At 70.8% G+C, this 21,669-nt stretch carries 19 protein-coding genes; 2 read left to right on the forward strand and 17 right to left on the reverse strand.

Translation table 11 applies throughout. The annotated features are described in order from the left end of the window. Nucleotides 1-423 precede the first annotated feature (423 nt). The 15 genes from tyrS to infC all read right to left on the reverse strand — a co-directional run bounded on the left by tyrS (nucleotide 424) and on the right by infC (nucleotide 16,760). A complete protein-coding gene (gene tyrS / locus DEJ33_RS13670; protein WP_111195267.1) occupies nucleotides 424-1,737 on the reverse strand; it encodes a tyrosine--tRNA ligase in 1,314 nt (437 codons plus the stop codon). Between the two features lie 32 nt (nucleotides 1,738-1,769). Then, nucleotides 1,770-2,435: a DNA-3-methyladenine glycosylase gene (locus DEJ33_RS13675; RefSeq protein ID WP_111195268.1), complete on the reverse strand. Its 666-nt coding sequence runs from the start codon at nucleotides 2,433-2,435 to the stop codon at nucleotides 1,770-1,772. A gap of 43 nt (nucleotides 2,436-2,478) precedes the next feature. Continuing rightward, nucleotides 2,479-3,948 (reverse strand): argininosuccinate lyase, encoded by a 1,470-nt coding sequence (gene argH / locus DEJ33_RS13680; RefSeq protein WP_258374693.1) that lies wholly within the window; start codon nucleotides 3,946-3,948, stop codon nucleotides 2,479-2,481. Nucleotides 3,949-4,045: 97 nt separating this feature from the next. After that, nucleotides 4,046-5,242 (reverse strand): argininosuccinate synthase, encoded by a 1,197-nt coding sequence (locus tag DEJ33_RS13685; protein WP_110904982.1) that lies wholly within the window; start codon nucleotides 5,240-5,242, stop codon nucleotides 4,046-4,048. 26 nt (nucleotides 5,243-5,268) lie between these two features. After that, nucleotides 5,269-6,210 (reverse strand): ornithine carbamoyltransferase, encoded by a 942-nt coding sequence (argF, locus tag DEJ33_RS13690; RefSeq protein ID WP_111195269.1) that lies wholly within the window; start codon nucleotides 6,208-6,210, stop codon nucleotides 5,269-5,271. Next, nucleotides 6,207-7,379 carry an acetylornithine transaminase gene (locus DEJ33_RS13695; RefSeq protein ID WP_375342154.1) on the reverse strand — a complete coding sequence of 391 codons (1,173 nt, stop codon included), beginning with the start codon at nucleotides 7,377-7,379 and terminating at the stop codon, nucleotides 6,207-6,209. The genes argF and DEJ33_RS13695 overlap by 4 nt, the downstream gene beginning before the upstream one ends. 50 nt (nucleotides 7,380-7,429) lie before the next feature. Next, complete coding sequence (gene argB / locus DEJ33_RS13700) at nucleotides 7,430-8,443, reverse strand: acetylglutamate kinase (RefSeq protein ID WP_110904979.1); 1,014 nt, start codon at nucleotides 8,441-8,443, stop codon at nucleotides 7,430-7,432. Then, the gene (gene argJ / locus DEJ33_RS13705) at nucleotides 8,443-9,603 is read right to left on the reverse strand and encodes a bifunctional glutamate N-acetyltransferase/amino-acid acetyltransferase ArgJ (RefSeq protein WP_111078194.1); all 1,161 of its coding nucleotides are present in this window, start codon (nucleotides 9,601-9,603) and stop codon (nucleotides 8,443-8,445) included. Before argJ ends, argB begins: the two co-directional genes overlap by 1 nt. Before the next feature lie 65 nt (nucleotides 9,604-9,668). Then, nucleotides 9,669-10,766 carry an N-acetyl-gamma-glutamyl-phosphate reductase gene (locus DEJ33_RS13710; RefSeq protein WP_111195271.1) on the reverse strand — a complete coding sequence of 366 codons (1,098 nt, stop codon included), beginning with the start codon at nucleotides 10,764-10,766 and terminating at the stop codon, nucleotides 9,669-9,671. Nucleotides 10,767-10,839: 73 nt separating this feature from the next. Continuing rightward, entirely contained in the window at nucleotides 10,840-13,332 is a 2,493-nt protein-coding gene (pheT, locus tag DEJ33_RS13715) for a phenylalanine--tRNA ligase subunit beta (RefSeq protein ID WP_111195272.1), read from the reverse strand. Then, complete coding sequence (pheS, locus tag DEJ33_RS13720; RefSeq protein ID WP_111195273.1) at nucleotides 13,332-14,372, reverse strand: phenylalanine--tRNA ligase subunit alpha; 1,041 nt, start codon at nucleotides 14,370-14,372, stop codon at nucleotides 13,332-13,334. The genes pheT and pheS overlap by 1 nt, the downstream gene beginning before the upstream one ends. A gap of 67 nt (nucleotides 14,373-14,439) precedes the next feature. Continuing rightward, the gene (locus DEJ33_RS13725) at nucleotides 14,440-15,297 is read right to left on the reverse strand and encodes an RNA methyltransferase (protein ID WP_110904975.1); all 858 of its coding nucleotides are present in this window, start codon (nucleotides 15,295-15,297) and stop codon (nucleotides 14,440-14,442) included. A gap of 118 nt (nucleotides 15,298-15,415) precedes the next feature. Beyond that, nucleotides 15,416-15,799 (reverse strand): 50S ribosomal protein L20, encoded by a 384-nt coding sequence (gene rplT, locus DEJ33_RS13730; protein ID WP_110824044.1) that lies wholly within the window; start codon nucleotides 15,797-15,799, stop codon nucleotides 15,416-15,418. Nucleotides 15,800-15,828: 29 nt separating this feature from the next. Further along, on the reverse strand, nucleotides 15,829-16,023 hold the full coding sequence (gene rpmI / locus DEJ33_RS13735; RefSeq protein WP_111195274.1) for a 50S ribosomal protein L35: 195 nt from the start codon (nucleotides 16,021-16,023) through the stop codon (nucleotides 15,829-15,831). A 62-nt stretch (nucleotides 16,024-16,085) separates the two neighbouring features. Next, nucleotides 16,086-16,760: a translation initiation factor IF-3 gene (infC, locus tag DEJ33_RS13740; RefSeq protein ID WP_110904973.1), complete on the reverse strand. Its 675-nt coding sequence runs from the start codon at nucleotides 16,758-16,760 to the stop codon at nucleotides 16,086-16,088. Nucleotides 16,761-17,077: 317 nt separating this feature from the next. Here infC and DEJ33_RS13745 point away from each other — a divergent pair, with 317 nt between their 5' ends. Further along, the gene (locus tag DEJ33_RS13745) at nucleotides 17,078-17,443 is read left to right on the forward strand and encodes a DUF1844 domain-containing protein (protein ID WP_111077958.1); all 366 of its coding nucleotides are present in this window, start codon (nucleotides 17,078-17,080) and stop codon (nucleotides 17,441-17,443) included. Between the two features lie 88 nt (nucleotides 17,444-17,531). Here DEJ33_RS13745 and DEJ33_RS13750 read toward each other — a convergent pair whose 3' ends face one another. Beyond that, nucleotides 17,532-18,851, reverse strand: a complete 1,320-nt coding sequence (locus tag DEJ33_RS13750; protein ID WP_111195275.1) for a phosphotransferase — start codon at nucleotides 18,849-18,851, stop codon at nucleotides 17,532-17,534. A gap of 154 nt (nucleotides 18,852-19,005) precedes the next feature. Here DEJ33_RS13750 and DEJ33_RS13755 point away from each other — a divergent pair, with 154 nt between their 5' ends. Continuing rightward, complete coding sequence (locus tag DEJ33_RS13755) at nucleotides 19,006-20,457, forward strand: CHAD domain-containing protein (RefSeq protein ID WP_146242634.1); 1,452 nt, start codon at nucleotides 19,006-19,008, stop codon at nucleotides 20,455-20,457. Here DEJ33_RS13755 and DEJ33_RS13760 read toward each other — a convergent pair whose 3' ends face one another. Further along, entirely contained in the window at nucleotides 20,458-21,666 is a 1,209-nt protein-coding gene (locus tag DEJ33_RS13760) for a right-handed parallel beta-helix repeat-containing protein (protein ID WP_111195277.1), read from the reverse strand. Nucleotides 21,667-21,669 lie beyond the last annotated feature (3 nt).

A 21,669-nucleotide genomic window follows, 5' to 3' on the forward strand; every position in this document is an offset into this window, starting at 1 on the left:
TCGAGCACGAGGTCAATAAAATTGGCATTGACAATGTGCACGCTGTTGAGTTCTCAAGGACCAGACGCACTCCCCACACAACACCAACACGATGTCACGCCAGAGAGGCTGTCGTTCTCGAACCCACCGATGTCGTCGAACCCAGCAACACAACCGTGCAACCAGACCCAGTGGCTCATCCCGAAGGAGAGAACCGGTGGAGTAGTCATCCTAAGCGTCGAAGCGAACCAGCACAAGGCCAGATCCGATCTCCAGTGGAGGATGGTCCCGCTTGAGGGCCGACGTGCTCTGGGCTTTCGCTCCAGCCGCTCCGCCGCACCTTTGGGGTGACGAGGGATTACTTTACGCAGCCCCCACCCCCACCACCAACCCGCCCCACATCCCGGGCGTGTCGCACACTGCAACACATTGACGGGGCCTGGATCAGGAGACCGTCACGCCCGCCAGGGTCTTCTTCCCCCGTCGGAGGACGAGCACACCCGCCGGCAGTGCGAGGGACGCCAACGTCGCCGCCGGGTCCTCAGCTCGCTCGTTGTTCACGTAGACACCGCCCTGGGTGATCGCACGCCGTGCCTCACCGAGGGACTTGACGAGTTCCGTGTCGACGAGGGCACGAGCGAGGTCCGCGGTTCCCTCGATGGCGACGGACCCGGGGAGCTCCGCGATCGCGGAACGGAGGGTCTTGGCATCCAGTGCAGCGAGGTTACCGTTGCCGAACAGTGCTGCCGACGCATCGATGGTCGCCTGCGTCGCGTCAGCGCCGTGGACCAGGGTGGTGACCTCCACAGCCAGGGTGCGCTGGGCCTCCCGGCGGAACGGCTCGTCGGCCACCGCCTGCTCGAGCCGCTCGATCTCGGCACGCGACAGGAACGTGAACTCCCGGAGACGGGCGATCACGTCGGCGTCCGCCGTGTTGAGCCAGAACTGGTAGAAGGCGTACGGCGACGTCATCGCGCCGTCGAGCCAGATCGCGTTGCCCTCGCTCTTGCCGAACTTCGTGCCGTCCGAGTTCGTGATGAGTGGCGTCCCGAGTGCGTGCGCGGCCACACCCTCGGTACGCCGGATCAGCTCCGTCCCCGAGGTCAGGTTGCCCCACTGGTCGGACCCGCCGGTCTGCAGGGTGCACCCGTACTGCCGGTACAGCTCGCGGAAGTCCAGCCCCTGCAGGATCTGGTAGCTGAACTCCGTGTAGCTGATGCCTGCGTCGGAGTTCAACCGGGCGGCGACGGCGTCCTTCTTCAGCATCGAGTTGACGCGGAAGTACTTGCCGATGTCGCGCAGGAAGTCGATGGCCGACAGCGGCGCGGTCCAGTCCAGGTTGTTCACCAGACGGACGCCGTTCTCACCGTCGGGGCTGAGGAAGCGGGAGACCTGCGCTTGCAGACGACCGACCCACTCCACGACGGTCTCGCGGGTGTTGAGCGTGCGTTCCGCCGTCGGGCGCGGATCACCGATCAGGCCGGTCGACCCGCCGACGAGTGCGAGCGGCTTGTGTCCTGCCAGCTGCAGCCGGCGCATCGTGAGGAGCTGCAGCAGGTTGCCGCAGTGCAACGAGGGAGCCGTCGGGTCGAAGCCGCAGTAGTACGTGACAGGTCCGGCGTCGAGGGCCTCTTTGAGGGCGGTCTCGTCGGTCGAGACGTGCACCAGACCACGCCAGCGGAACTCGTCCCACACCGAAGCGAAGGTCGGGTCGTTCTGCTGGCGCGTCAGGACATCGGGAGCGGTATCACTGGACACCCCGTCATCGTACCGGCGCCGCGGCACACCCTTCAGTCCACGGCGCCCTTGTGACGCCGGTACGCGGAGACGGTCGGTTCGTCCCGCAGCCAGAAACGCCACGGGAACGCGGCGCCACCAGCGACACCGCCGACCCCGGTGCGTGGACCACACGCGATCGTGCCGGCGGCCAGGAGGTCGTCGACGACCGCAGCCGGGGTCGATGAGGCGAGCCGGCCCTCCAGTCCGGGTGCCAGGGCGAGGCGGTACGGGCCGGAGCCATCGAGGAGCGACGTCCCGTCGTCCTCGCCGAGGACGGCGCCGAGTGCGACGCCGAGGTTGCCCGGTCCACGCGCGAGGGCGACGTCCGCGACGGACGGACCGCGCCGCTGGCGTGCGGTCTCGACGCCCGCGACGACCTCTGCCCCTCGGAGCAACGACCCGGACGAGACGCCGTCCGGTCCGCTCACGACGTTGACGCAGGTGTGGATGCCGTAGGACCGGTACGCGTACAGGGTGCCCGGTGGGCCGAAGAGGTGTCGGTTGCGGGCCGTCATCCCGCGGTGCCCGTGCGACCCGGGGTCGGTGGGGCCGAAGTAGGCCTCCACCTCGGTGATGCGGAGCGTGACGCCCTTGCCCGCCACGGTGGCCCCGAGGAGGGCCGGGGCGGAGACCGGTGCTGGCTCGGACAGCACGGCGAGGAGCGCGGTGGTCGTCATCGCGCCGTCGCCGTCGCCGTCACCGTTGGTCCGGGCGTTCCGGTCATCGAGCGAAGGGCGTCCCCGCGGCGATCTCGGCCACGGACCGTGTCACGGCAGCGAGCTGCTCGGCGACCCGCTCCGGCGCGGTTCCGCCCACGCCACGACGCGAGGCGACGCTGCCCTCGATGGTGAGGACCGCACGGACGTCCGGCGTCAGGTGCGGTGAGACGGACGCGTACTCCTCGTCCGTCGGGTCGTCGAGGTCGATGCCGCGCTCCTCGCAGTACCGCACGAGCGCACCGGACACCTCGTGCGCGTCGCGGAACGGCACACCCTGACGGACCAGCCACTCGGCGACGTCGGTCGCGAGCGAGAAGCCCTGCGGCGCCAGCTCTGCCATCCGAGCGGTGTCGAAGGACAGTGTCGCGACCATGCCGGTGAACGCGGGCAGCAGGACCTCGAGCTGGGCGACGGAGTCGAACACGGGCTCCTTGTCCTCCTGCAGGTCCCGGTTGTACGCGAGCGGCAGGCCCTTGAGGGTGGCGAGGAGCCCCGTGAGGTTGCCGATCAGTCGGCCGGACTTCCCGCGCGCCAGTTCGGCGATGTCCGGGTTCTTCTTCTGCGGCATGATGCTCGACCCGGTCGAGAAGGCATCGTGGAGCCGGACGAAACCGAACTCCTTGGTGTTCCAGAGGATGATCTCCTCGGCGAGACGCGAGATGTCGATGCCGATCTGCGCCAGGACGAAGGCGAACTCCGCCACGACGTCGCGAGCGGCGGTCGCGTCGATCGAGTTGTCAGCCGGACGGTCGAAGCCCAGCTCGTGGGCGATCGCCGTCGGGTCGAGCCCGAGCGAGCTCCCCGCGAGCGCGCCGGCCCCGTACGGGCTCACGCTGGCGCGGCCGGCCCAGTCGCGCAGCCGTTCCAGGTCGCGGACGAGCGGCCAGGCGTGCGCGAGCAGGTGGTGCGCGAGCAGGACGGGCTGCGCGTGCTGCAGGTGCGTCCGCCCCGGCATGATCGCGCCCTCGTGCTCGGACGCCTGCTGGCTGATCGCGTCGACGAGGTCGATGACCAGGCGACCGATCCGGCGTCCGTGGTCGAGCATGTGCATCCGGCCGAGGGTCGCGATCTGGTCGTTGCGGCTGCGACCGGCGCGGAGCTTCCCGCCGAGTTCCGGACCGACGTCGGCGATGAGCAGGCGCTCCAGGGCACCGTGCACGTCCTCGTCGGAGTCCGCCGGCTGGAGGGAGCCGTCGAGGAACGACGCCTCGAGACGGTCCAGCCCTGCGAGCATCCGGTCCAGTTCATCGGCCGTCAGGTAGCCGGCCGTCTGCAGCGCTCGGGCGTGTGCCCGGGAACCGGCGAGGTCGTACGGTGCCAGCTGCCAGTCGAACTGGGTCGACTTCGACAGCGCTGCGAGCTCGGCGCTCGGACCGTCGGCGAAACGGCCACCCCACAGGGCACCCGTGTTCGTCGCGTCGGTCTTGCTGCTGGCTTCTTCCGGCCGGGAGGCCCGGGGCACGTCCGTCATGTCGTCCTGCGTCGTGAGTGGTGGTCAGATGGTGTGGGACGGGCCGGGGCGGTTCGCTCCGGCCCGTCCGACAGGGTGGTGCTGTGCTGTCTTCCGGCTAGTTCGCGAGGTCGCGGCGAGCGGAGATCTTGCTCGGCAGCGACCACAGTTCGATGAAGCCCTTGGACAGCGACTGGTCGAACGTGTCGCCCGTGTCGTAGGTGGCGAGGTCGAAGTCGTAGAGGCTCTGCTCCGAACGACGACCGGTCACCGTGGCACGACCACCGTGCAGCTGCAGGCGGATGTCTCCGGACACGTACTCCTGCGTGGAGTCGATGAAGGCGTCGAGGCTGCGCTTCAGCCCACCGAACCAGAGGCCGTCGTAGACCAGGTCGGCCCACTCCGACTCGACACCGCGCTTGTAGCGGTTCACGTCACGCTCGAGGGTGAGGCTCTCGAGCTCCTCGTGCGCGGCGATGAGCGCCATCGCTGCCGGGGCTTCGTAGACCTCGCGCGACTTGATGCCCACGAGACGGTCCTCGACGACGTCGATGCGGCCGACGCCGTGCTTGCCGGCGAGGGCGTTGAGCTCCTGCACGATGCGCAGGACGCTGAAGCGCTGGCCGTCGATCGCGACCGGCACGCCCTGCTCGAACGTGATGGTGACCTCGTCGGCGTCCCGCGGGACGGAGGGGTCCTGCGTGTAGGCGTAGAGGTCCTCGATCGGCGGGTTCCACGGGTCCTCGAGGAACCCGGTCTCCACCGCACGACCCCAGACGTTCTGGTCGATCGAGTACGGGGACTTCTTGCTCTGCAGGATCGGCAGGTTGTGCTCCTGCGCGTAGACGATCGCCTTGTCACGGGTCAGGGCGAGGTCGCGGACCGGGGCGACGCTCGTCAGGTCCGGAGCGATGGCGGCGACGGCGGCCTCGAAGCGGACCTGGTCGTTGCCCTTGCCGGTGCAGCCGTGCGCGACGCTGTCGGCCCCGAGCTGCTTGGCGGTGAGGGCGAGGTGCTTCGCGATGAGCGGGCGGCTCAACGCGGACACCAGCGGGTAGCGCTTCTGGTACAGCGCGTTCGCCTTGAGGGCGGGGACGAGGTAGTCGTCCGCGAACTCGTCCTTGGCGTCGATGACGACGGACTCCACCGCACCGCAGTCGAGCGCGCGCTGCCGGATGGCGTCCATGTCCTCGCCGCCCTGGCCGACGTCCACCGCCAGTGCGACGACCTCTTTGCCGGTGGCGTCCTTGAGCCAGCCGATGCCGACGGAGGTGTCGAGGCCTCCTGAGTAGGCCAGTACGACGCGGTCTGCCATGAGTGTTCTCCTTGCTGGGGTGGTTGTCAGTTGCCGGTGGGCGTCGCGTTGGCGGCGAGGAGCCAGGCGAGCAGGGCCTTCTGGGCGTGCAGACGGTTCTCCGCCTCGTCCCAGATGATGCTGCGTGGGCCGTCGATGACCTCGGCCGTGACCTCGTAGCCACGGTCGGCGGGCAGGCAGTGCATGAACACGGCGTCGTCTGCGGCGTGTGCGAGCAGCTCGTCGTCGACGCGGTAACCGTGGAAGACCTCGAGGCGCTGCTGCTTCTCGTCCTCCTTGCCCATCGACACCCAGGTGTCGGTGACGACGACGTCGGCGCCGGCGACCGCCGCGACCGGGTCGGTCACGACGAGCACCGAGCCGCCGGTCTCCGCGGCGCGGGCTTCGGCGTCCGTGACGACCTGTGCGGCCGGGGCGAACTCGGCCGGGGCTCCGACGCGGACGTGCATGCCGGCGGTCGCGCAGGCGAGCAGGTACGAGTGCGCCATGTTGCTGGCCCCGTCACCCACGAAGGCGATGGTCTGACCGGCGAGGGCACCGCGGTGCTCACGGATGGTCAGCAGGTCGGCGAGCAGCTGGCACGGGTGGAAGTCGTCCGAGAGGGCGTTGACGACGGGCACGGTGGTGCTCGCTGCCATCTCCTCGAGCCCGGCCTGGCCGTAGGTGCGCCACACGATGGCGGACACCATGCGCTCGAGCACGCGAGCCGTGTCGGTCGGGGTCTCCTTGCCGCCGAGTTGGCTGTTCGCGGTCGAGATGATCAGCGGGCTGCCGCCGAGGTCGCTGATCCCGACGTGGAAGGACACGCGGGTCCGGGTCGACGACTTGTCGAAGATCACCGCGACGCTCTGCGGGCCGGCGAGCGGCTTGCTCCCCCAGCGGTCGCGCTTCATCTCGACGGCGAGGTCGAGGATGGCGGACTGCTCCGCCTGGGTCAGGTCGTCGTCCCGGAGGAAGTGGCGGGTCATGCGATGGTCTCCTGGTCGGCGCCCGTGACGGCCGCCATGCTCTGGGCGAGGATCGCGAGGAACTCGTCGATCTCGTCGTCGGACACGATGAGCGGCGGCGCGATGCGCAGGCTCGATTCGTTCGGGGCGTTGATGATGAGACCGCGGTCGAGCGCGGCGGCGGACACGGCCGCGGCGACCGGCTGGCGCAGGCCGACGCCGATGAGCAGGCCGCTCCCGCGGACTTCTTCCACCAGGTCGGAGCCGAGCGCGCTGATGCCCGCACGGATCCGCTCCCCCTTGATGACGGCGCCCTCGACGAGACCCGCTCGCTCGATCTCGGCCAGGACCGCGTTCGCGACCCTCGTGCCGAGCGGGTTGCCGCCGAAGGTCGACCCGTGCTGGCCGGCCGAGAACAGGTCGGACGCCGCGCCGAAGGTCACGAGGGCACCGATCGGGAACCCGCCGGCGATGCCCTTGGCGACGGTGATGGCGTCCGGGGTCACGCCGGTGTTCTGGAACGCGAACCATGCCCCGGTCCGGCCGATGCCGGTCTGGATCTCGTCGAGGATCAGCAGGGCGCCGTGCTCCTCCGTCAGTTTCCGAGCGGCCTGCAGGAAGCCCTCGGGCAGGTCGACCACGCCGGCCTCGCCCTTGATCGGCTCGAGGATGAGAGCCGCGACGGTGTCGTCGATCGAGCGTTCGAGGGCCTCGATCGAGGTCTCGATGTGCTCGACTCCGGGGATCATCGGCAGGAAGTCCTCCTGCAGAGCGGGCTTGCCGGTCAGGGCGAGCGCTCCCATGGTCCGGCCGTGGAACGCCTGCTGCAGCGCGAGGATCCGGGTCTTGCGACCGTCCGTCCCGCGGTTCAGGCGTGCGAGCTTGAACGCGGCCTCGTTCGCTTCCGCGCCGGAGTTGCCGAAGTACACGCGGCCGGCGTCCCCGGCGCCGGAGATCCGCTTGAGGCGCTCGGCCAGCTCGAGCTGCGGCGGGGTGGCGAAGTAGTTCGACACGTGCACCAACTTGGCTGCCTGGTCGCTGATGGCCTCGACCAGGGCCGGGTGGGCGTGGCCGAGCGAGTTCACCGCGATGCCGGCGAGGAAGTCGAGGTACTCGTTGCCGTCGACGTCCCAGACGCGACAGCCCTCACCGCGCTCGAGCATGATCTTCGGCGGGGTCAGGGATCGCATGAGCGACGCCCCGAACCGGTCGTTCCAGGTCTCGGTCTGCGTCTGGGTGCTCACCGTGGGGTGCCCTTCTCGTCGTGGTGCGGGGTGGTGTGCTCGCCGGCGGCGCGGCGGCCGATCTCGGCGTGCGTGTTCTGGTTCTCGGTCCGTCGGCTCGGGTCCGGGATCACCTCGGTGCCCGCACCGCGCAGGGTGAAGACCTCGAGCAGGATCGAGTGTGGGATGCGACCGTCGATGATGGTCGCGCCGCCGACACCGCCGACCACGGCGTCCAGGCACGCGGTCATCTTCGGGATCATCCCCGACTCGAGGGACGGCAGCAGCTGCCGGAGTTCCTCGACGGCGATGAGGTCGATGATCGAGTCCCGGTCGGGCCAGTTGCGGTACAGGCCGGGGACGTCGGTCAGCATCATCAGCTTCGACGCGTTGAGCGCGATCGCCAGCGCGGCCGCAGCGGCGTCGGCGTTCACGTTGAGCGCCTGGTCCGGGTGCGCGTCGTCGATCGCGATGCTCGACACCACCGGGATGCGGTCGGCCCGGATCGCCGCGAGGACGCCGGACGGATCGACGTGGGTGATGTCGCCGACGTGACCGAGGTCGAAGTGCTCGCCGTCCACGACGACGCCCTTCTTCTCGCCCGTGAACAGCGACCCGCCGTCGCCGAACACGCCGACACCGAGGCCGGCACCGTGCTCGTCGATCAGGTCGACGATCTCGCGGTTCACCTCACCTGCCAGCACGTCGCGGACGACGGTGATCGCTTCGGTCGTGGTGACGCGGTAGCCGCCGCGGAACTCGGACTCGATGCCCTGTTCCTTGAGCGCCGCCGAGATCTGCGGACCGCCGCCGTGCACGACGACCGGGTGCAGTCCGGCGTACCGCAGGTAGACCATGTCCTCGGCGAACGCACGCTTCAGGTCGTCGTTCACCATCGCGTTGCCGCCGAACTTGACAACGACGATCTTGCCCGAGAACCGCTTCAACCACGGCAGGGACTCGATGAGGGTCGCGGCCTTGACGGTCGCGAGCTCGTGCTCTTCTTCCTTCGAGAGGTCCGGATCGCTCATCAGCTGGAGTACGCGCTGTTCTCGTGGACGTAGTCGTGCGTCAGGTCGTTCGTCAGGATCGTCGCCGCATGCGGTCCGACCCCCAGGTCGATGAGCACATGGGTGTCCCGCGGGCTGAGGTCGACGCTGTCGCTCGGCTGGTCCGGAGCGCCGGCATGGCAGACCCGGATGCCGTTCATCGAGACGTCGACCGCGTACGGGTCGAACTCGGCATCGGTGGTGCCGATCGCGGCGAGGACCCGACCCCAGTTGGGGTCGTTGCCGAAGACGGCCGCCTTGAACAGGTTGTTCCGGGCCACGCTCCGGCCGACCGCCACCGCGTCGTCCTCGCTCACGGCACCGACGACCTCGATCGCGATGTCGTGCGCGGCGCCCTCAGCGTCCTGTTGGAGCTGCCGGGCGAGGTCCGCGCAGACGGCGGTCAGGGCCTCCCGGAAGTCGCCGACCTCGGGGGTCGTTCCCGACGCGCCGGACGACATCAGCACGACGGTGTCGTTCGTCGACATGCAGCCGTCCGAGTCGACACGGTCGAAGGTGACCCGGGTCGCAGCGCGCAGCGCCTGGTCGAGTTCGTCGGAGGTCAGGGAGGCGTCCGTCGTGATGACCACGAGCATCGTCGCCAGGCCCGGCGCGAGCATGCCCGCACCCTTGGCCATGCCCCCGATCGTCCAGCCGTCGACGGTCACGACGGACTGCTTCGGCTTCGTGTCGGTCGTCATGATCGCCGTCGCGGCAGCCGCTCCCCCGCCGTCGGTGAGGGCATCGGCCGCGAGCGTCACGCCGCGGAGGACACCGTCGCGGAAGGTCTGGTCGCCGACACCGATGAGGCCGGTGGAGCACACGACCACGTCGCCGGCGCCGATCCCGAGGGCGTCGCCGACCGCTTCAGCGGTCAGGTGCGTCGTCTGGAAGCCGAACGGGCCCGTGAAGCAGTTCGCGCCTCCCGAGTTGAGGAAGACGGCTCGCGCCACCCCGTCCCCCACGACCTGGCGGGACCAGATCACCGGGTGCGCCTGGGCGCGGTTCGAGGTGAAGACGGCGGCCACGGCGTCGGACGGGCCGTCGTTGACGACGAGCGCCACGTCCGGCTTGCCGCTCGTCTTCAGGCCGGCGGTGACGCCGGCGGCCCGGAAGCCCACCGCGGCCGTGACGCCCTGCAGCGCGCCGTCAGCGGACGGGAGGCCCGTGGCCGCGTCGTCCGCGCCCGGTGCATCGGTGATGTCGGTCACGGGGCGACTCCGTCCACGCTGAGGCCGAGCGTCTCGGGGAACCCGAGCGCGATGTTCGCGGACTGCACGGCTGCGCCGCCGGTCCCCTTGGCGAGGTTGTCGAGCGCGGTGACGGCGACGACCCGACCGGCCGCTTCGTCGACCGCGATGCCGACCAGGGCCGTGTTGGCACCGATCGTGTCCGCCACCCGCGGGAAGACGCCCTCGGGCAGCAGGTGGACGAACGGTTCGTCCGCGTAGGCCTGCTCCCAGGCGAGTCGGACGTCGTGCGCGGTGACACCGGGTGCCAGGCGCGCGGTCGTCGTGGCGAGGATCCCACGGGCCATCGGCACGAGCACGGGGGTGAACGAGATGCGGACGTCCGAGGCCCCTGCCACCCGGAGGTTCTGCTGGATCTCCGGGACGTGCCGGTGACTGCCGCCGACCGCGTACGCGCTGGCCGAGCCCATGATCTCGGCGGCGAGGTACGTCGGCTCGAGCTTCTTGCCGGCACCGCTCGGGCCGACGCTGAGCACGGCGACGATGTCGTCGGACTCGACGAGCCCGGCCTGGACACCGGGTTGGATGCCGAGCGTCACCGCGGTGACGTTGCAGCCGGGGACGGCGATCCGCTTGGTCGCGGCCAACTCGGTCCGCTGCCGGCCCTGGGCGACGATGTCGTCGACGTCGCGCCACTCCTCCGCGGCACCCGGGGCGGGCGGAGCGTGCAGCAGTTCGGGCAGGCCGTATGTCCATGCCCCGTGGAAGTCACCACCGTAGAAGGCCGCCCAGGCGCTCTCGTCCGTCAGGCGGTGGTCGGCGCCGCAGTCCACCACGAGGGTGTCCGCGTCGAGTTCGGCGGTGATCGCACCGGACTGGCCGTGCGGCAGCGCGAGGAACACCACGTCGTGCCCGCGGAGGTTCTCGGCCGTCGTCTCCACCAGGGTGAGGTGCGCGAGCGATCGGAGGTGCGGCTGCGTCGCGATGAGCGGCTGTCCGGCGTTCGAGAACGCCGTCACCGTCCTGACGTCGAACTCGGGGTGAGCGGAGAGGACGCGCAACAACTCGCCACCCGCGTAGCCGCTGGCTCCCGCCACGGCGACGGATACGGACATGGGTTCCACCTTTGGTCGGACTGTTCGTCGAGAGAGTCGGAGGCGGCGACCCCGGGCGGTGATCCGTCGTGGATCAGTCGCGCAGGGTCGCCCCGAATCGCCCGCCGGCACGTCGGACAGCGCCGTCACGGGCCTCGGAGGCCTCGGCAGCGGTCAGCGTGCGGTCCGTGGCACGGAAGCGCAGGGCGAACGTCAGGGACTTCTGTCCCTCGTCCACGCCGGCACCCCGGTAGTCATCCACGAGCCGAGCATACTCCAACAGGTCTCCGGCACCAGCGCGCACCTCGGTCAGGACGTCGCCGGCGGGCACCGACACGTCCACCACCAGGGACAGGTCCTGCGTCGCTGCGGGGTAGGACACGATCGCCGAGACGTGCACGAGTTCGGGGGCGACGGCGACCAGGGCGTCGAGGTCGAGCTCGACGACGGCCACCACCCGGGGCAGGTCGGCGTCCGCGGTCCGTTCCGGCAGCAGCTCGCCCGCCACACCGACGACCGTGTCACCGACGAGCAGTGATGCCGCGCGTCCGGGGTGCAGCGCCGGGTGGCTCGTCTGCCTGACGGTCAGCTCGACACCGACTGCCCAGGCCACCGTGCGGGCGACGTCGAGGGCGTCGGCGATACCGAACGCCTCGACCGCGGCACCGGGCTGCTTGAGCACGGCGTTGCCGAGGAGCAGCGCGCTGACGTGGAACGGCTGCGGGGGCAGCGAGGCGTCGAGGGCGGCGAGGGTCTCGGGCGTCGGGCGCTCGGCGCCGGCGGGGACGTCGGTCGTCCCGAGCTCGACACCGGGCTCGGGCAGGAACACCCGGGACGTCTCGTACACGGCGACGTCGACCAGTCCGCGGGACACGTTCCGCCGGGCCACGTCGACGAGGGCGGGCAGACCGCTCCGACGCAGGTGGTCCTGCGCACTGTCGAGTGCGTTCGCCAGGACGACGCTCGGCCCGCCGGCGGGGTCGATGCCCGGGTACGCGGCAGCGGTGGCGGCGGAGACGAACGGTGCCGTGACGACCTCGGTCAGACCGGCGGCGGCCAGAGCAGCCGAGACACGGCGACGCGCCTGCTGGTGCCGCGTGAGCCCACGACCCGGCGGCGCGATCGGCAGGACGCTCGGGATGCGGTCGTACCCGACGATGCGGGCGATCTCCTCGACCAGGGAGACGTCGTCCACCAGATCGGGGCGCCAGCTCGGCGGGGTGACGACGAGCAGATCACCGTCGACGTCGACCGACGCGCCGATCGCACGGAGGGTGTCGAGCACCTCGGCGTCGGTGTAGTCCACGCCGATCAGTGCAGCGGCTCGACCGAGACGCATGGTGACGGTGGGGCGAGGCGACTCGTCGACGAGGGTCGATCCGAGCGCGTCGGGTGCGCCGCCGGCGAGGTCGACGAGCAGTTCGACGGCCCGGTTCGCCGCGGCCTGGGCGACGAGCGGGTCAACGCCACGCTCGAACCGGCGCGATGCCTCACTCGGCAGCTTGTGGCGCCGCGCGGTCCGGGCGATCGACACCTGGTCGAAGCCGGCGGCCTCGATCAGGACGTCCGTCGTCGACGCGGAGATCTCCGTCCGGGCACCGCCCATGACACCCGCGAGACCGACCGCCCCGGCGTCGTCGGCGATGACCAGGTCCTCGGCGTCCAGCTCGCGCTCCACGTCGTCGAGCGTGGTGAGCCGTTCCCCGGCGGTGGCCCGGCGGACGGCGAGCCCGCCCTGGACGGCGCCGAGGTCGTACCCGTGCAGCGGCTGGCCGAGCTCGAACATCACGTAGTTGGTGATGTCGACGGGCAACGAGATCGAGCGGACGCCGGCGAGCGACAGACGGGCGACCATCCAGGCCGGGGTGGGGCGGGTGGCGTCGATGCCGCGGACGACCCGCGTCACGAAGGTGCTGGCCCCGATGCGGCCCCGGATCGGTGCGGCGTCGTCGATCGTCACGGCGAAGCCCTCGCCGGCGCGCGGCAGGACGCGGTCGACCGGGTCCGAGAAGGTCGCCCCGGTGGCGTGCGCGTACTCACGAGCGACCCCGCGCATGCTCATGGCGTAGCCGCGGTCCGGCGTCACGTTGATCTCGACGGCGGCGTCGTCCAGGCCGAGCAGCGCGATGGCGTCCGCCCCGACCTCGGGCTCCATGCCGAGGTCGGCGAACCGGAGGATGCCGTCGTGCTCGTCGCCGAGTCCGAGTTCCCGCGCCGAGGCGATCATGCCGTCCGACACGTGGCCGTAGGTCTTGCGTGCGGCGATCGGGAACGGCCCGGGCAGCACGGCGCCGGGCAGGGTCACGACGACGAGGTCGCCGACGTCGAAGTTGTGGGCGCCGCAGACGATGCCACGCGGTTCGGCTTCGCCGACGTCCACCTGGCACCAGTTGATCGTCTTGCCGTTCTTCTGCGGCTCCGGGACACGCCCGAGCACCCGACCGACCACGACGGGCCCGGTCAGGTCGAAGGTGTGCACGGCTTCCTCTTCGAACCCGACCGACACCAGTGCGGCGTGGACGTGCTCGAGTGAGACGTCGTCGGGCAGGTCGACGGATTCGCCGAGCCAACGGAGTGGGACGCGCATCAGACCACCGTTCCGAACTGCTGCGAGAAGCGGAGATCGCCCTCGAGGAAGTCACGCATGTCGTTCAGGCCGTTGCGGAACTGCAGCGTCCGCTCGATGCCCATGCCGAAGGCGAAGCCCTGGTACTCGTCAGGGTCGATGCCGGCGGCCCGCAGGACGTTCGGGTTGACCATGCCGCAGCCACCCCACTCGACCCACCGCGCGCCGCCCTTGGCGTTCGGCTGCCAGACGTCCATCTCGGCACTCGGCTCGGTGAACGGGAAGTAGTTCGGACGCAGTCGGATCTGGGCTTCGTCACCGAACACCTGACGTGCGAAGTGCTCGAGCGTGCCGCGGAGGTGCGCCATCGTCAGGCCCTTGTCGATCGCGATGCCCTCGACCTGGGTGAAGACCGGCAGGTGCGTGGCGTCGAGTTCGTCAGCGCGGTACACGCGACCCGGGGCGATGACGTAGAGGGGCAGGTCACGGGACAGCAGTGACCGCACCTGGACCGGTGAGGTGTGCGTGCGCATCAGCAGGTGCCGGTCGACGGGCTCGACGAACACCGTGTCCGCCATGGCCCGTGCCGGGTGGTCCTGGTCGAAGTTGAGGGCGTCGAAGTTGAACCACTCGTGCTCGAGCTCGGGGCCCTCGGCGACCTCCCACCCCATCCCCACGAAGACGTCGGCGACGGTCTCGTTGAGGACCGACAGCGGGTGCCGCGAACCGGGCGTGCGACGTGACGGCAGCGCGGTGACGTCCACACGCTCGGCGTCCAGACGTGCACGCTCTTCGGATTCGGCGAGGACCGACTCCTGCGCCGCGATCGCCTGGTTCACCTGGCTCCGGGCCTGACCGACGAGCTTGCCCGCGGTGGCCTTCTGCTCCGGCGGGACGCTGCGCATCGACGCGTTCATCCGGGCGAGCGTCGACTGCTCGCCCGTGTGCTCGGCACGGGCCTGCTTCAGCTCGGCGACGGTCGTCGTGGCGCGGACGGCGGCGAGGGCCGCTTCCACGGCGCCGGCGACCGCCGATTCGCTGATCTCGAGAGGTTCTGACACGAGAGCCAAGCCTACCGGCCGCTGGGATACCGTCGCCCTCCCCAGCTGCACTGTGGACGGAGGCGAGTCAGTCCGTGGCTGTGGAGGAACGGGTCCGCTGCGCGAACGCACTCTCGTAGAGGCACACCGAGGCAGCGGTCGCGAGGTTCATCGACTCGGCCCGGCCGTAGATCGGGACCTTCACCGCCCGGTCGACCAGCGCCAGGTCCTCGGCCGTCAGCCCGCGGGCCTCGTTGCCGAAGACCCACACCGTGGGCCCGTCCAACATGCCGTCGGCTCGGACGTCCGGCAGGTCGTCACCGGAGACGTCGGCCGCGAGGATCGTGTAGCCGAGCCCCCGAGCGCGCTCGATGGCGTCCACCAGGGTCACGCCGACCGAGACCGGCACGTGGAACAGCGACCCGGTGGTGGAGCGGACCACCTTCGGGTTGTACGGGTCGACGCTGCGCCCGGTGAGCACGACGGCGTCCGCACCCGCGGCGTCCGCGGCACGGATGATCGTGCCCGCGTTGCCCGGGTCACGGACCTCTTCCAGGATCGCGACCAGTCCGGGGAGGGCGCCCGACGCATCGGGGTCGGCACGGGCCTCCAGACGGGCGTCCGGGAAGACGTCCTTCACCGACGTCGGGAACTGCTGGCACACCGCGACCACGCCCTGCGGCGTCACGGTGTCGGCCATCGCGTCGAGCACCTGCTCGGTGACGAACCAGGTGTCGACCGGGGCGTCGTCCAGACCGTGGCGCGCCGCTGCGGTCGGCGTGACGTACAGCTCGCGGAGGAGCTCGGGGCGGTACTCGATCGCCTCGCGCACGGCCTGCGGGCCCTCGAGCAGGAACAGCCCGGTCTCGGCACGGACGTCCTTCTTGGCCAGGGCGGCCACGGCCTTCACTCGGCCGGCACGGGGGTTCTCGAGGAGTTCGCTCACGTACCCAGTCTAGGAACGACCGGATGCCCGGCACGACCGGACCGCGGTCGACCGACGCCGGGAACGACGGAACCCCCACTCCGTAGGGAGTGGGGGTTCCGGTGCACGGGTGACGTGCTCAGGCTGCCTTCGGCGCCGAGGTGTCGGCCGGCAGGGCCTTCTTGGCGGTCTCGACGAGCGCGGCGAACGTCTCGGCGTTGTTGACCGCGAGGTCCGCGAGGATGCGACGGTCGACCTCGACGCCGGCCAGGTTCAGACCCTGGATGAGGCGGTTGTAGGTCAGGCCGTTCGCACGCGACGCAGCGTTGATGCGCTGGATCCAGAGGCGACGGAACTCGCCCTTCTTCGCGTGACGGTCACGGTACGCGTAGACGAGGGAGTGGGTGACCTGCTCCTTCGCCTTGCGGTAGAGGCGCGACCGCTGGCCGCGGTAGCCCTCTGCGCGCTCGAGGATGACGCGACGCTTCTTGGCGGCGTTGACCGCTCTCTTGACTCTTGCCATTGATCTGTTCCTTTACGATCCGGGTCGACTCAGTGGCCGAGGAGCTTCTTGACGTTCTTCGCGTCGGCCTTCGAGAGGACCTGGTCCTCGTTGAGGCGGGCCTTGCGCTTGGAGGACTTGACCTCGAGGTTGTGGCGCATACCGGCCTGCTGCTTCATGATCTTGCCGCTGCCGGTGACCTTGAAGCGCTTCTTCGACCCGGAGTGGGTCTTATGCTTGGGCATGTTGATGCCTTTCCGTGGGGTGGATGGGGGCCGCGTCGAGCGCGGAAGCGGTCTGGGAGGACCTATTCGGCCGACGAGTCGGCCGGTGCTGCTGCTGCGGCGGGGGCGGCCGGGGCCTGGTCCGCCGGCTGCGACTTCGCGGAGTGCTCGGTGGCCTTCCGCTCGGCCTTCTCGGCGGCGCGCTTGGCGTTCTGCTCGCCCTTGACGTCCGACTTGTTCTTCAGGGGCGCGATGATCATCGTCATGTTGCGGCCGTCCTGGGTCGGACGGGACTCCACGACGCCGAACTCGGCGATCTCCTCCGCGAACTTCTGGAGGAGTCGGACACCCTGCTCGGGACGCGACTGCTCGCGCCCACGGAAGAGGATCATCGCCTTCACCTTGTCGCCACCGAGGAGGAACCCCTCGGCGCGCTTGCGCTTCGTCTCGTAGTCGTGCACGTCGATCTTCAGGCGGAAGCGGACCTCTTTCAGGTCGGTGTTGACCTGGTTGCGGCGGGCTTCCTTGGCCTTCTGAGCGGCTTCGTACTTGAACTTGCCGTAGTCCATGATCTTGGCGACGGGCGGCTTCGAGTTCGGCGCGACCTCGACCAGATCCAGCTCGGCTTCCTGCGCGAGGCGCAGTGCGACGGCGATGGGGACAACGCCGACCTGCTCGCCCTGGGGTCCGACCAGTCGGACCTCGGGGACGCGGATTCGGTCGTTGGTACGGGGATCGGTGATGCGGAGCTCCTTCAATCAGGTGGTGGCCGTCCGGGGCGTTTGCCCGGGACGACGGCACGAGAGAGGAGATCTGACGCACGGATCGGGACCCGTTCGGCAGCCGCCCGACGCCGACCCTTGCGGTCCGGCCTGCCGATGCCCACATGGTGGACCCCGGCGGAGCGGTGGTGACCCGGTAGCCTTGGTGCAGCCGCGGGTGGGAGGAACTCCTCTTTCGTGACACTGTCCTGATCCGGGCCGTCCCGGTTCGAACCGGAACGATCCGGGTGCATCCGGAAGGTTCCGGGCGCGCGGACAGTGTCTGCCGTCGGCGAGTCTAGCAGAGGAGCACCGTGACCGACACCCCGAGCAACCCGGCCCCCGCATTCGACGAGTCCGACGAGGCCGCGCGCGACATCGCCGAGGTCCCCGCGATCGAACTGATCAACACCGTGGCCGTCCACCTGCTCAGCGCTGCCGCCGTCAAGGTGGGTCTGGCCGACGACCCGGAGCAGCAGACCGACCTGGACGAAGCGCGGAAGCTCATCACCTCGCTCGCCGGCCTCGTCACCGCCGCCGCCACCGAGATCGGCGACCAGCACGCGCGTCCGCTCCGCGACGGACTGCGGTCGGTGCAGCTGGCCTTCCGCGAGGCCTCGGCGATCCCCGACGCACCGGGCAAGGGCCCGGGCGAGAAGTACACCGGCCCCGTCAACTAGTCGGGCAGATCGGACGGGAGGCCCGTGGCGGTGTCGCCACGGGCCTCCCGTCCGTCATCCGGTCGCGCCGCAGACCGGCCGCTCGCCGTCAACCGTCCGCGCGCGCCACCAACCGGTCGACCGCGGCGACCGGGATGCCGACCCAGGTCGGTCGGTTCCGCGCCTCGTAGACGGTCTCGTAGACCGCCTTGTCGAGCTCGAACGCGTCGAGCAGTGCCCGGTGTGCGCGCAGGTCGGACCCGCTGCCTCGCTCGTAACCGTCGAGGAACGCCGTGCGCGCTTCGTGCGCCCAGTCGCCCGTCTCCACCGGCTGGTCCTCGTGCGCCAGCGCGCCTGCGACGTAGTCGAAGGACCGGAGCATGCCGGCGACGTCGCGGAGTGCGACGTCCGGCCGTGAGCGTTCCGGCATCGGGCGGAGGGGCTCGCCCTCGAAGTCGAGGAACACCCAGCCCCGGGGTTCAGGGGCCGACAGCACCTGACCGAGGTGCAGGTCTCCGTGGATGCGCTGCATGGTCGGCCACGGCACGGAGGCAGCACGGTCGTAGACGCGACCGACGGCGGCGGCGTGCTCGGCGACCTGCGGCACCTCGGCAGCCGCGGTGTCGAGGCGGCGGCGCATCGTCGCGATCGCCTCGTCGACCTGGTCCGGGCCGGACGTCGCCGTGGGCATCGCTCCCGCGAGGACCGTGTGCACCTCGGCGAGCGCGGCACCGAGCCGGTCGGCCGCGCTGGCGAAGGACTCGCCGTTCCGAGCTGCGGTGAGGGCGACGCGCCATGCGTCCTCCAGCCCGGGCAGGAACTCCTGCGCGAACGCGAGGTGGCCGTGTGCGGTCCCGCCGACCTGCGCCTCGTCCGGCCACTCCCCCGCCAGGGCACCGAAGGTGCGCGGGACGCGGACCGACCCGGCGCTCGACAGCGCCCGCTGCGTCGTGACGTCGGGGTTCTCACCGTCGTGCAGGACGCGGAAGACCTTCGTGATGACCTGTCCGTTCTCGGCGGTCCCGCAGATGACGGACGTGTTGGACTGCTCGCCGCTGAGGACGCGGGCGTCCGTGACCGGCCCGATGTGTTCACCGTCGGCCTCGATCCGGCCGAGCAGCCAGCGCGCGTAGGCGACGTCGTGCGGAGCGTCGTAGACCGCAGCGCCGTCGAGTTCGGTGACCAGGGCGTGGGCGAGCTCGGGGACCGCTGCGGGTCGCACGGTGAGCGGCACCTGGTAGAGGACGGGGCCGGTCGGGGCGTCGTCCAGCACGAAGAGGGTGCGGATCGTCGCGTCGGCGGTGGTGTCGGTCTGTTCGGCGACCACCCGGATCCTGGGGGTCCCGCCCTTGGCGGCGTACCACCGTTGGTCGGCCATCCAGCCGGCGACGGCGGTCTCGAAGGGGTCGGCGTGCACAGCGTCGGTCATGTCGGGGACGCTACCCGTCGCTGCTGCGCCGGTCCGCGGGATCGCGCGGAGGACGGTGTCGGCCTCCCTGCACAGGGGCGGTCCGGCCGGGAGGCTGTCCACAGTTCGCGGGGACCGCCCCGGCGCCGGGGCGGTCCGGACGACACTGACTCGCATGCACCAGCGAGACGATCCCCACGACGACGACTTCCCGGCTCCTCGCGTGACCTGGCGGGTCCCGGACGCCCGGCGACTCCCCGCCCTCGAGCCCTACGCGGACGTCGTCGGGCGGGTCCCGGACGTGATGGTGCGTGAGGCCGTCTGGGACACGTCCGACGGGGTGCTCGCCGCGGCCGGGGTCGAGCTCGTGCGCGGCGAGGACGGCACCTGGACGGTCGATCGCGGCGAGGGTCCGGAGCACCTCGCCGACCGGAGCGCGGACGCACCGGTCCCGGAACTGGCGGTGCACCTGCGCGGTCGGCCCCTGACCGTCGTCCGGTTGCGCGACACCACGACGTCGCTCCTGGTCCTGCACAGTCGGGACGGCCGGGTACGGGCGGAGGTCGCTGACGTCCGGGTCGACGAGGGCTCGCCGGACGAGGCTGTGCTCCGGGCCGGTCGCTGGTGGGCGCTGGCGGACGACGGCAGCGGCCACGCGCTCGTCCGCGGGGTGGAGCGGGCGCTCCGGGACGCGGCCGAGGATGCGGACACCGACGCGGGCGGACCGGACACGGACGGCGGCGGCGGTGCTGCCGACCGCGCTCCGGTACCGCGGCTCGCACCGCTCCGCCGGCCGTCCACGTCGCACCGTCATCCATCCGGCACGGCCGCCCGGTTCGTCGTCGACGCGCTGGCCACGCTCCGCGCCGACGCGGTCCGGCTCGACCCGCTCGTCCGACGCCGGGAACCCGACGCGGTCCACGCTCTCCGAGGGGCGCTCCGACGGATCCGGAGCGTCCTGGTGGTCTACCGGGGCGCGCTCGACAGCGACGCCAGCGAGTCGGTGCGACGGAGCCTCGGCGCCGTCGGACGTGCTGCCGGGACGGTCCGTGACGCCGAGGTCCTGGCCGCCTCGGTCCAGAGGCTCGCGGGCCGTGCGCCGAAGGGACTCGTCGACGACGCGACGCTCGCCGGACTCGTGGGCCGCCTGCGGTCGGCGCACGGGGACGCGACGGCAGGGTTCGACGAGGTGCTGTGCTCTGCCGAGTGGTTCGGCGCACTGGACGCACTCGACGCGCTCATCGTTGACGCACCGCCGGGTCCGCGCGCCGGGGACGCCGTACGACCCTTCGTCGAGCGGCGACTCCACCGGGAGCGTCGTCACATGCGCCGGGTGCGGGACGCGGCGACACGGTCTGCTGACCTCGAGGTGCTGCACGACGCCAGGAAGGCCGCGCGGCGGCTCCGCTTCGCGATCGACGCTGCAGGTGGGTTCGCCAGCACGCACCGACACCTCGGCCGGCTCCGCCGGGCCCAGGCGTCCCTGGGGGACGGACTGGACGCCGCGAACGCCGTTGCGGCCCTGCGGCACGAGGCGGACTTCACCGCCGGGGTCCTCGCGACGGTCGGCCGTCAGCGGGCCGACCGTCGACTCAGACGTGGGCGCGAGCTGCTCGCCCGTCTCTGATCAGGACGTGCACTCCGTGGTCGAGAACTCGTTCGAGCCGACCACGTCGTTGTCACACGACACCGTGTTGCCGAGCACCGGGCGGAAGGCGAAGGCCACACCGTCGCTGTTGCCGAGGTCCACGGTGTTGCCGGAGAACGTGTTGTCCGTGCCCCAGCCGTCCAGGAGCTCGTGCGTCTGGAACCCGTCGAGGATCGAGTGCACCCCGCGGTTCCCGGTGACGCTCCAGCCGTTGCCCTTCACGTCGACCCAGGAGTCCGCATGGTTCTGCCCCTGCATGCCCGCACCGTCGAAGGAGTTGTCCGACAGCACACCACCGGTCGTCCCCTCCTTGATGTCCACGTTCTCGGCTGCGGTGCCCGTGACCGTGTTCTCCGTGACGACGTTCCGGTCGCTGCGGTCCGGCTTGCAGTCGGACACGTCGCACCAGTTGTTCTTGGACGAGCCGATGTAGATGCCCTCGCCGAACTGCGGCTTCCGCAGTCCGGTCTCGGAGACGTGGTTGCCGCGCACCGTGTTGTCGCTGCTGTTGCCGCGGACGTGCACCGCCTCGTCCCCGGTCTTCCGGACCGTGAGCCCCTGGAGGACCGAGTGCTGCGTGTCGTCGAGCATGACGCCCTTCTGGCCGTTCTGCACCGTGAACCCGGAAAGCGTCCAGTAGGCACCACCGTCGAGGTGCATGACGTAGCCGTCGGACGGGTCACCGCCGTCGAGGACCGCCCCGCTCCCGCCACAGAGGGCGATCGGTTGGCTGGCCGTGCCCTTCGCCGTCCCCTCGAAGGTCCCGTCGTAGGTGCCGTCGGCGAGGGCGATGACGGCCCCTGCCTCGGCGTCCTCGAGTGCGGACGTGAGTGCGTCCGCGGTGCTGACCCGGATGGTCGGCGACGTGCACGCGGCGGCCGGGGCGGCGGTGGCCGTCCCCGTGGAGCCCTTCGCCGTGCCGCTGGTGGCGCCGCCGCCCTCGTCGGACTTCCTGCTGTCGGATCCGCCGTCGTCATCCAGCGTGCCGAGCTGCGGGGTGCGGCTGGCACTCGGCGTGCGGCCGGGGTCGGCGGTCGCCGAGGAGGTCGGCACGGGCGCTGCGACCGTCTCGGGGTCGCGGACCGCGGCACTGACGCCCCAGATCCCGCCGACGAGCACGGCTCCGGCCACGAGACCGACGGCGCCGGACACGATCTGGACGCGATGTCGTTCGAACAGGTTCGTCATCCG

It is taken from the genome of Curtobacterium sp. MCPF17_047 (assembly GCF_003234045.1).
GTDB lineage: Bacteria > Actinomycetota > Actinomycetes > Actinomycetales > Microbacteriaceae > Curtobacterium.

Excerpts from the sequence above, each read along its gene's own strand:
- argB (WP_110904979.1), bottom strand. The coding sequence starts at position 8,443 with ATGAGCGATCCGGACCTCTCGAAGGAAGAAGAGCACGAGCTCGCGACC.
- rpmI (WP_111195274.1), bottom strand. The coding sequence starts at position 16,023 with ATGCCCAAGCATAAGACCCACTCCGGGTCGAAGAAGCGCTTCAAGGTC.
- DEJ33_RS13675 (WP_111195268.1), bottom strand. The coding sequence starts at position 2,435 with ATGACGACCACCGCGCTCCTCGCCGTGCTGTCCGAGCCAGCACCGGTC.
- DEJ33_RS13750 (WP_111195275.1), bottom strand. The coding sequence starts at position 18,851 with ATGACCGACGCTGTGCACGCCGACCCCTTCGAGACCGCCGTCGCCGGC.
- DEJ33_RS13695 (WP_375342154.1), bottom strand. The coding sequence starts at position 7,379 with ATGCGATCCCTGACCCCGCCGAAGATCATGCTCGAGCGCGGTGAGGGC.
- rplT (WP_110824044.1), bottom strand. The coding sequence starts at position 15,799 with ATGGCAAGAGTCAAGAGAGCGGTCAACGCCGCCAAGAAGCGTCGCGTC.
- argH (WP_258374693.1), bottom strand. The coding sequence starts at position 3,948 with ATGACGGACGTGCCCCGGGCCTCCCGGCCGGAAGAAGCCAGCAGCAAG.
- DEJ33_RS13760 (WP_111195277.1), bottom strand. The coding sequence starts at position 21,666 with ATGACGAACCTGTTCGAACGACATCGCGTCCAGATCGTGTCCGGCGCC.
- DEJ33_RS13755 (WP_146242634.1), top strand. The coding sequence starts at position 19,006 with ATGCACCAGCGAGACGATCCCCACGACGACGACTTCCCGGCTCCTCGC.
- pheT (WP_111195272.1), bottom strand. The coding sequence starts at position 13,332 with ATGCGCGTCCCACTCCGTTGGCTCGGCGAATCCGTCGACCTGCCCGAC.
- DEJ33_RS13710 (WP_111195271.1), bottom strand. The coding sequence starts at position 10,766 with ATGTCCGTATCCGTCGCCGTGGCGGGAGCCAGCGGCTACGCGGGTGGC.
- argF (WP_111195269.1), bottom strand. The coding sequence starts at position 6,210 with ATGACCCGCCACTTCCTCCGGGACGACGACCTGACCCAGGCGGAGCAG.
- DEJ33_RS13685 (WP_110904982.1), bottom strand. The coding sequence starts at position 5,242 with ATGGCAGACCGCGTCGTACTGGCCTACTCAGGAGGCCTCGACACCTCC.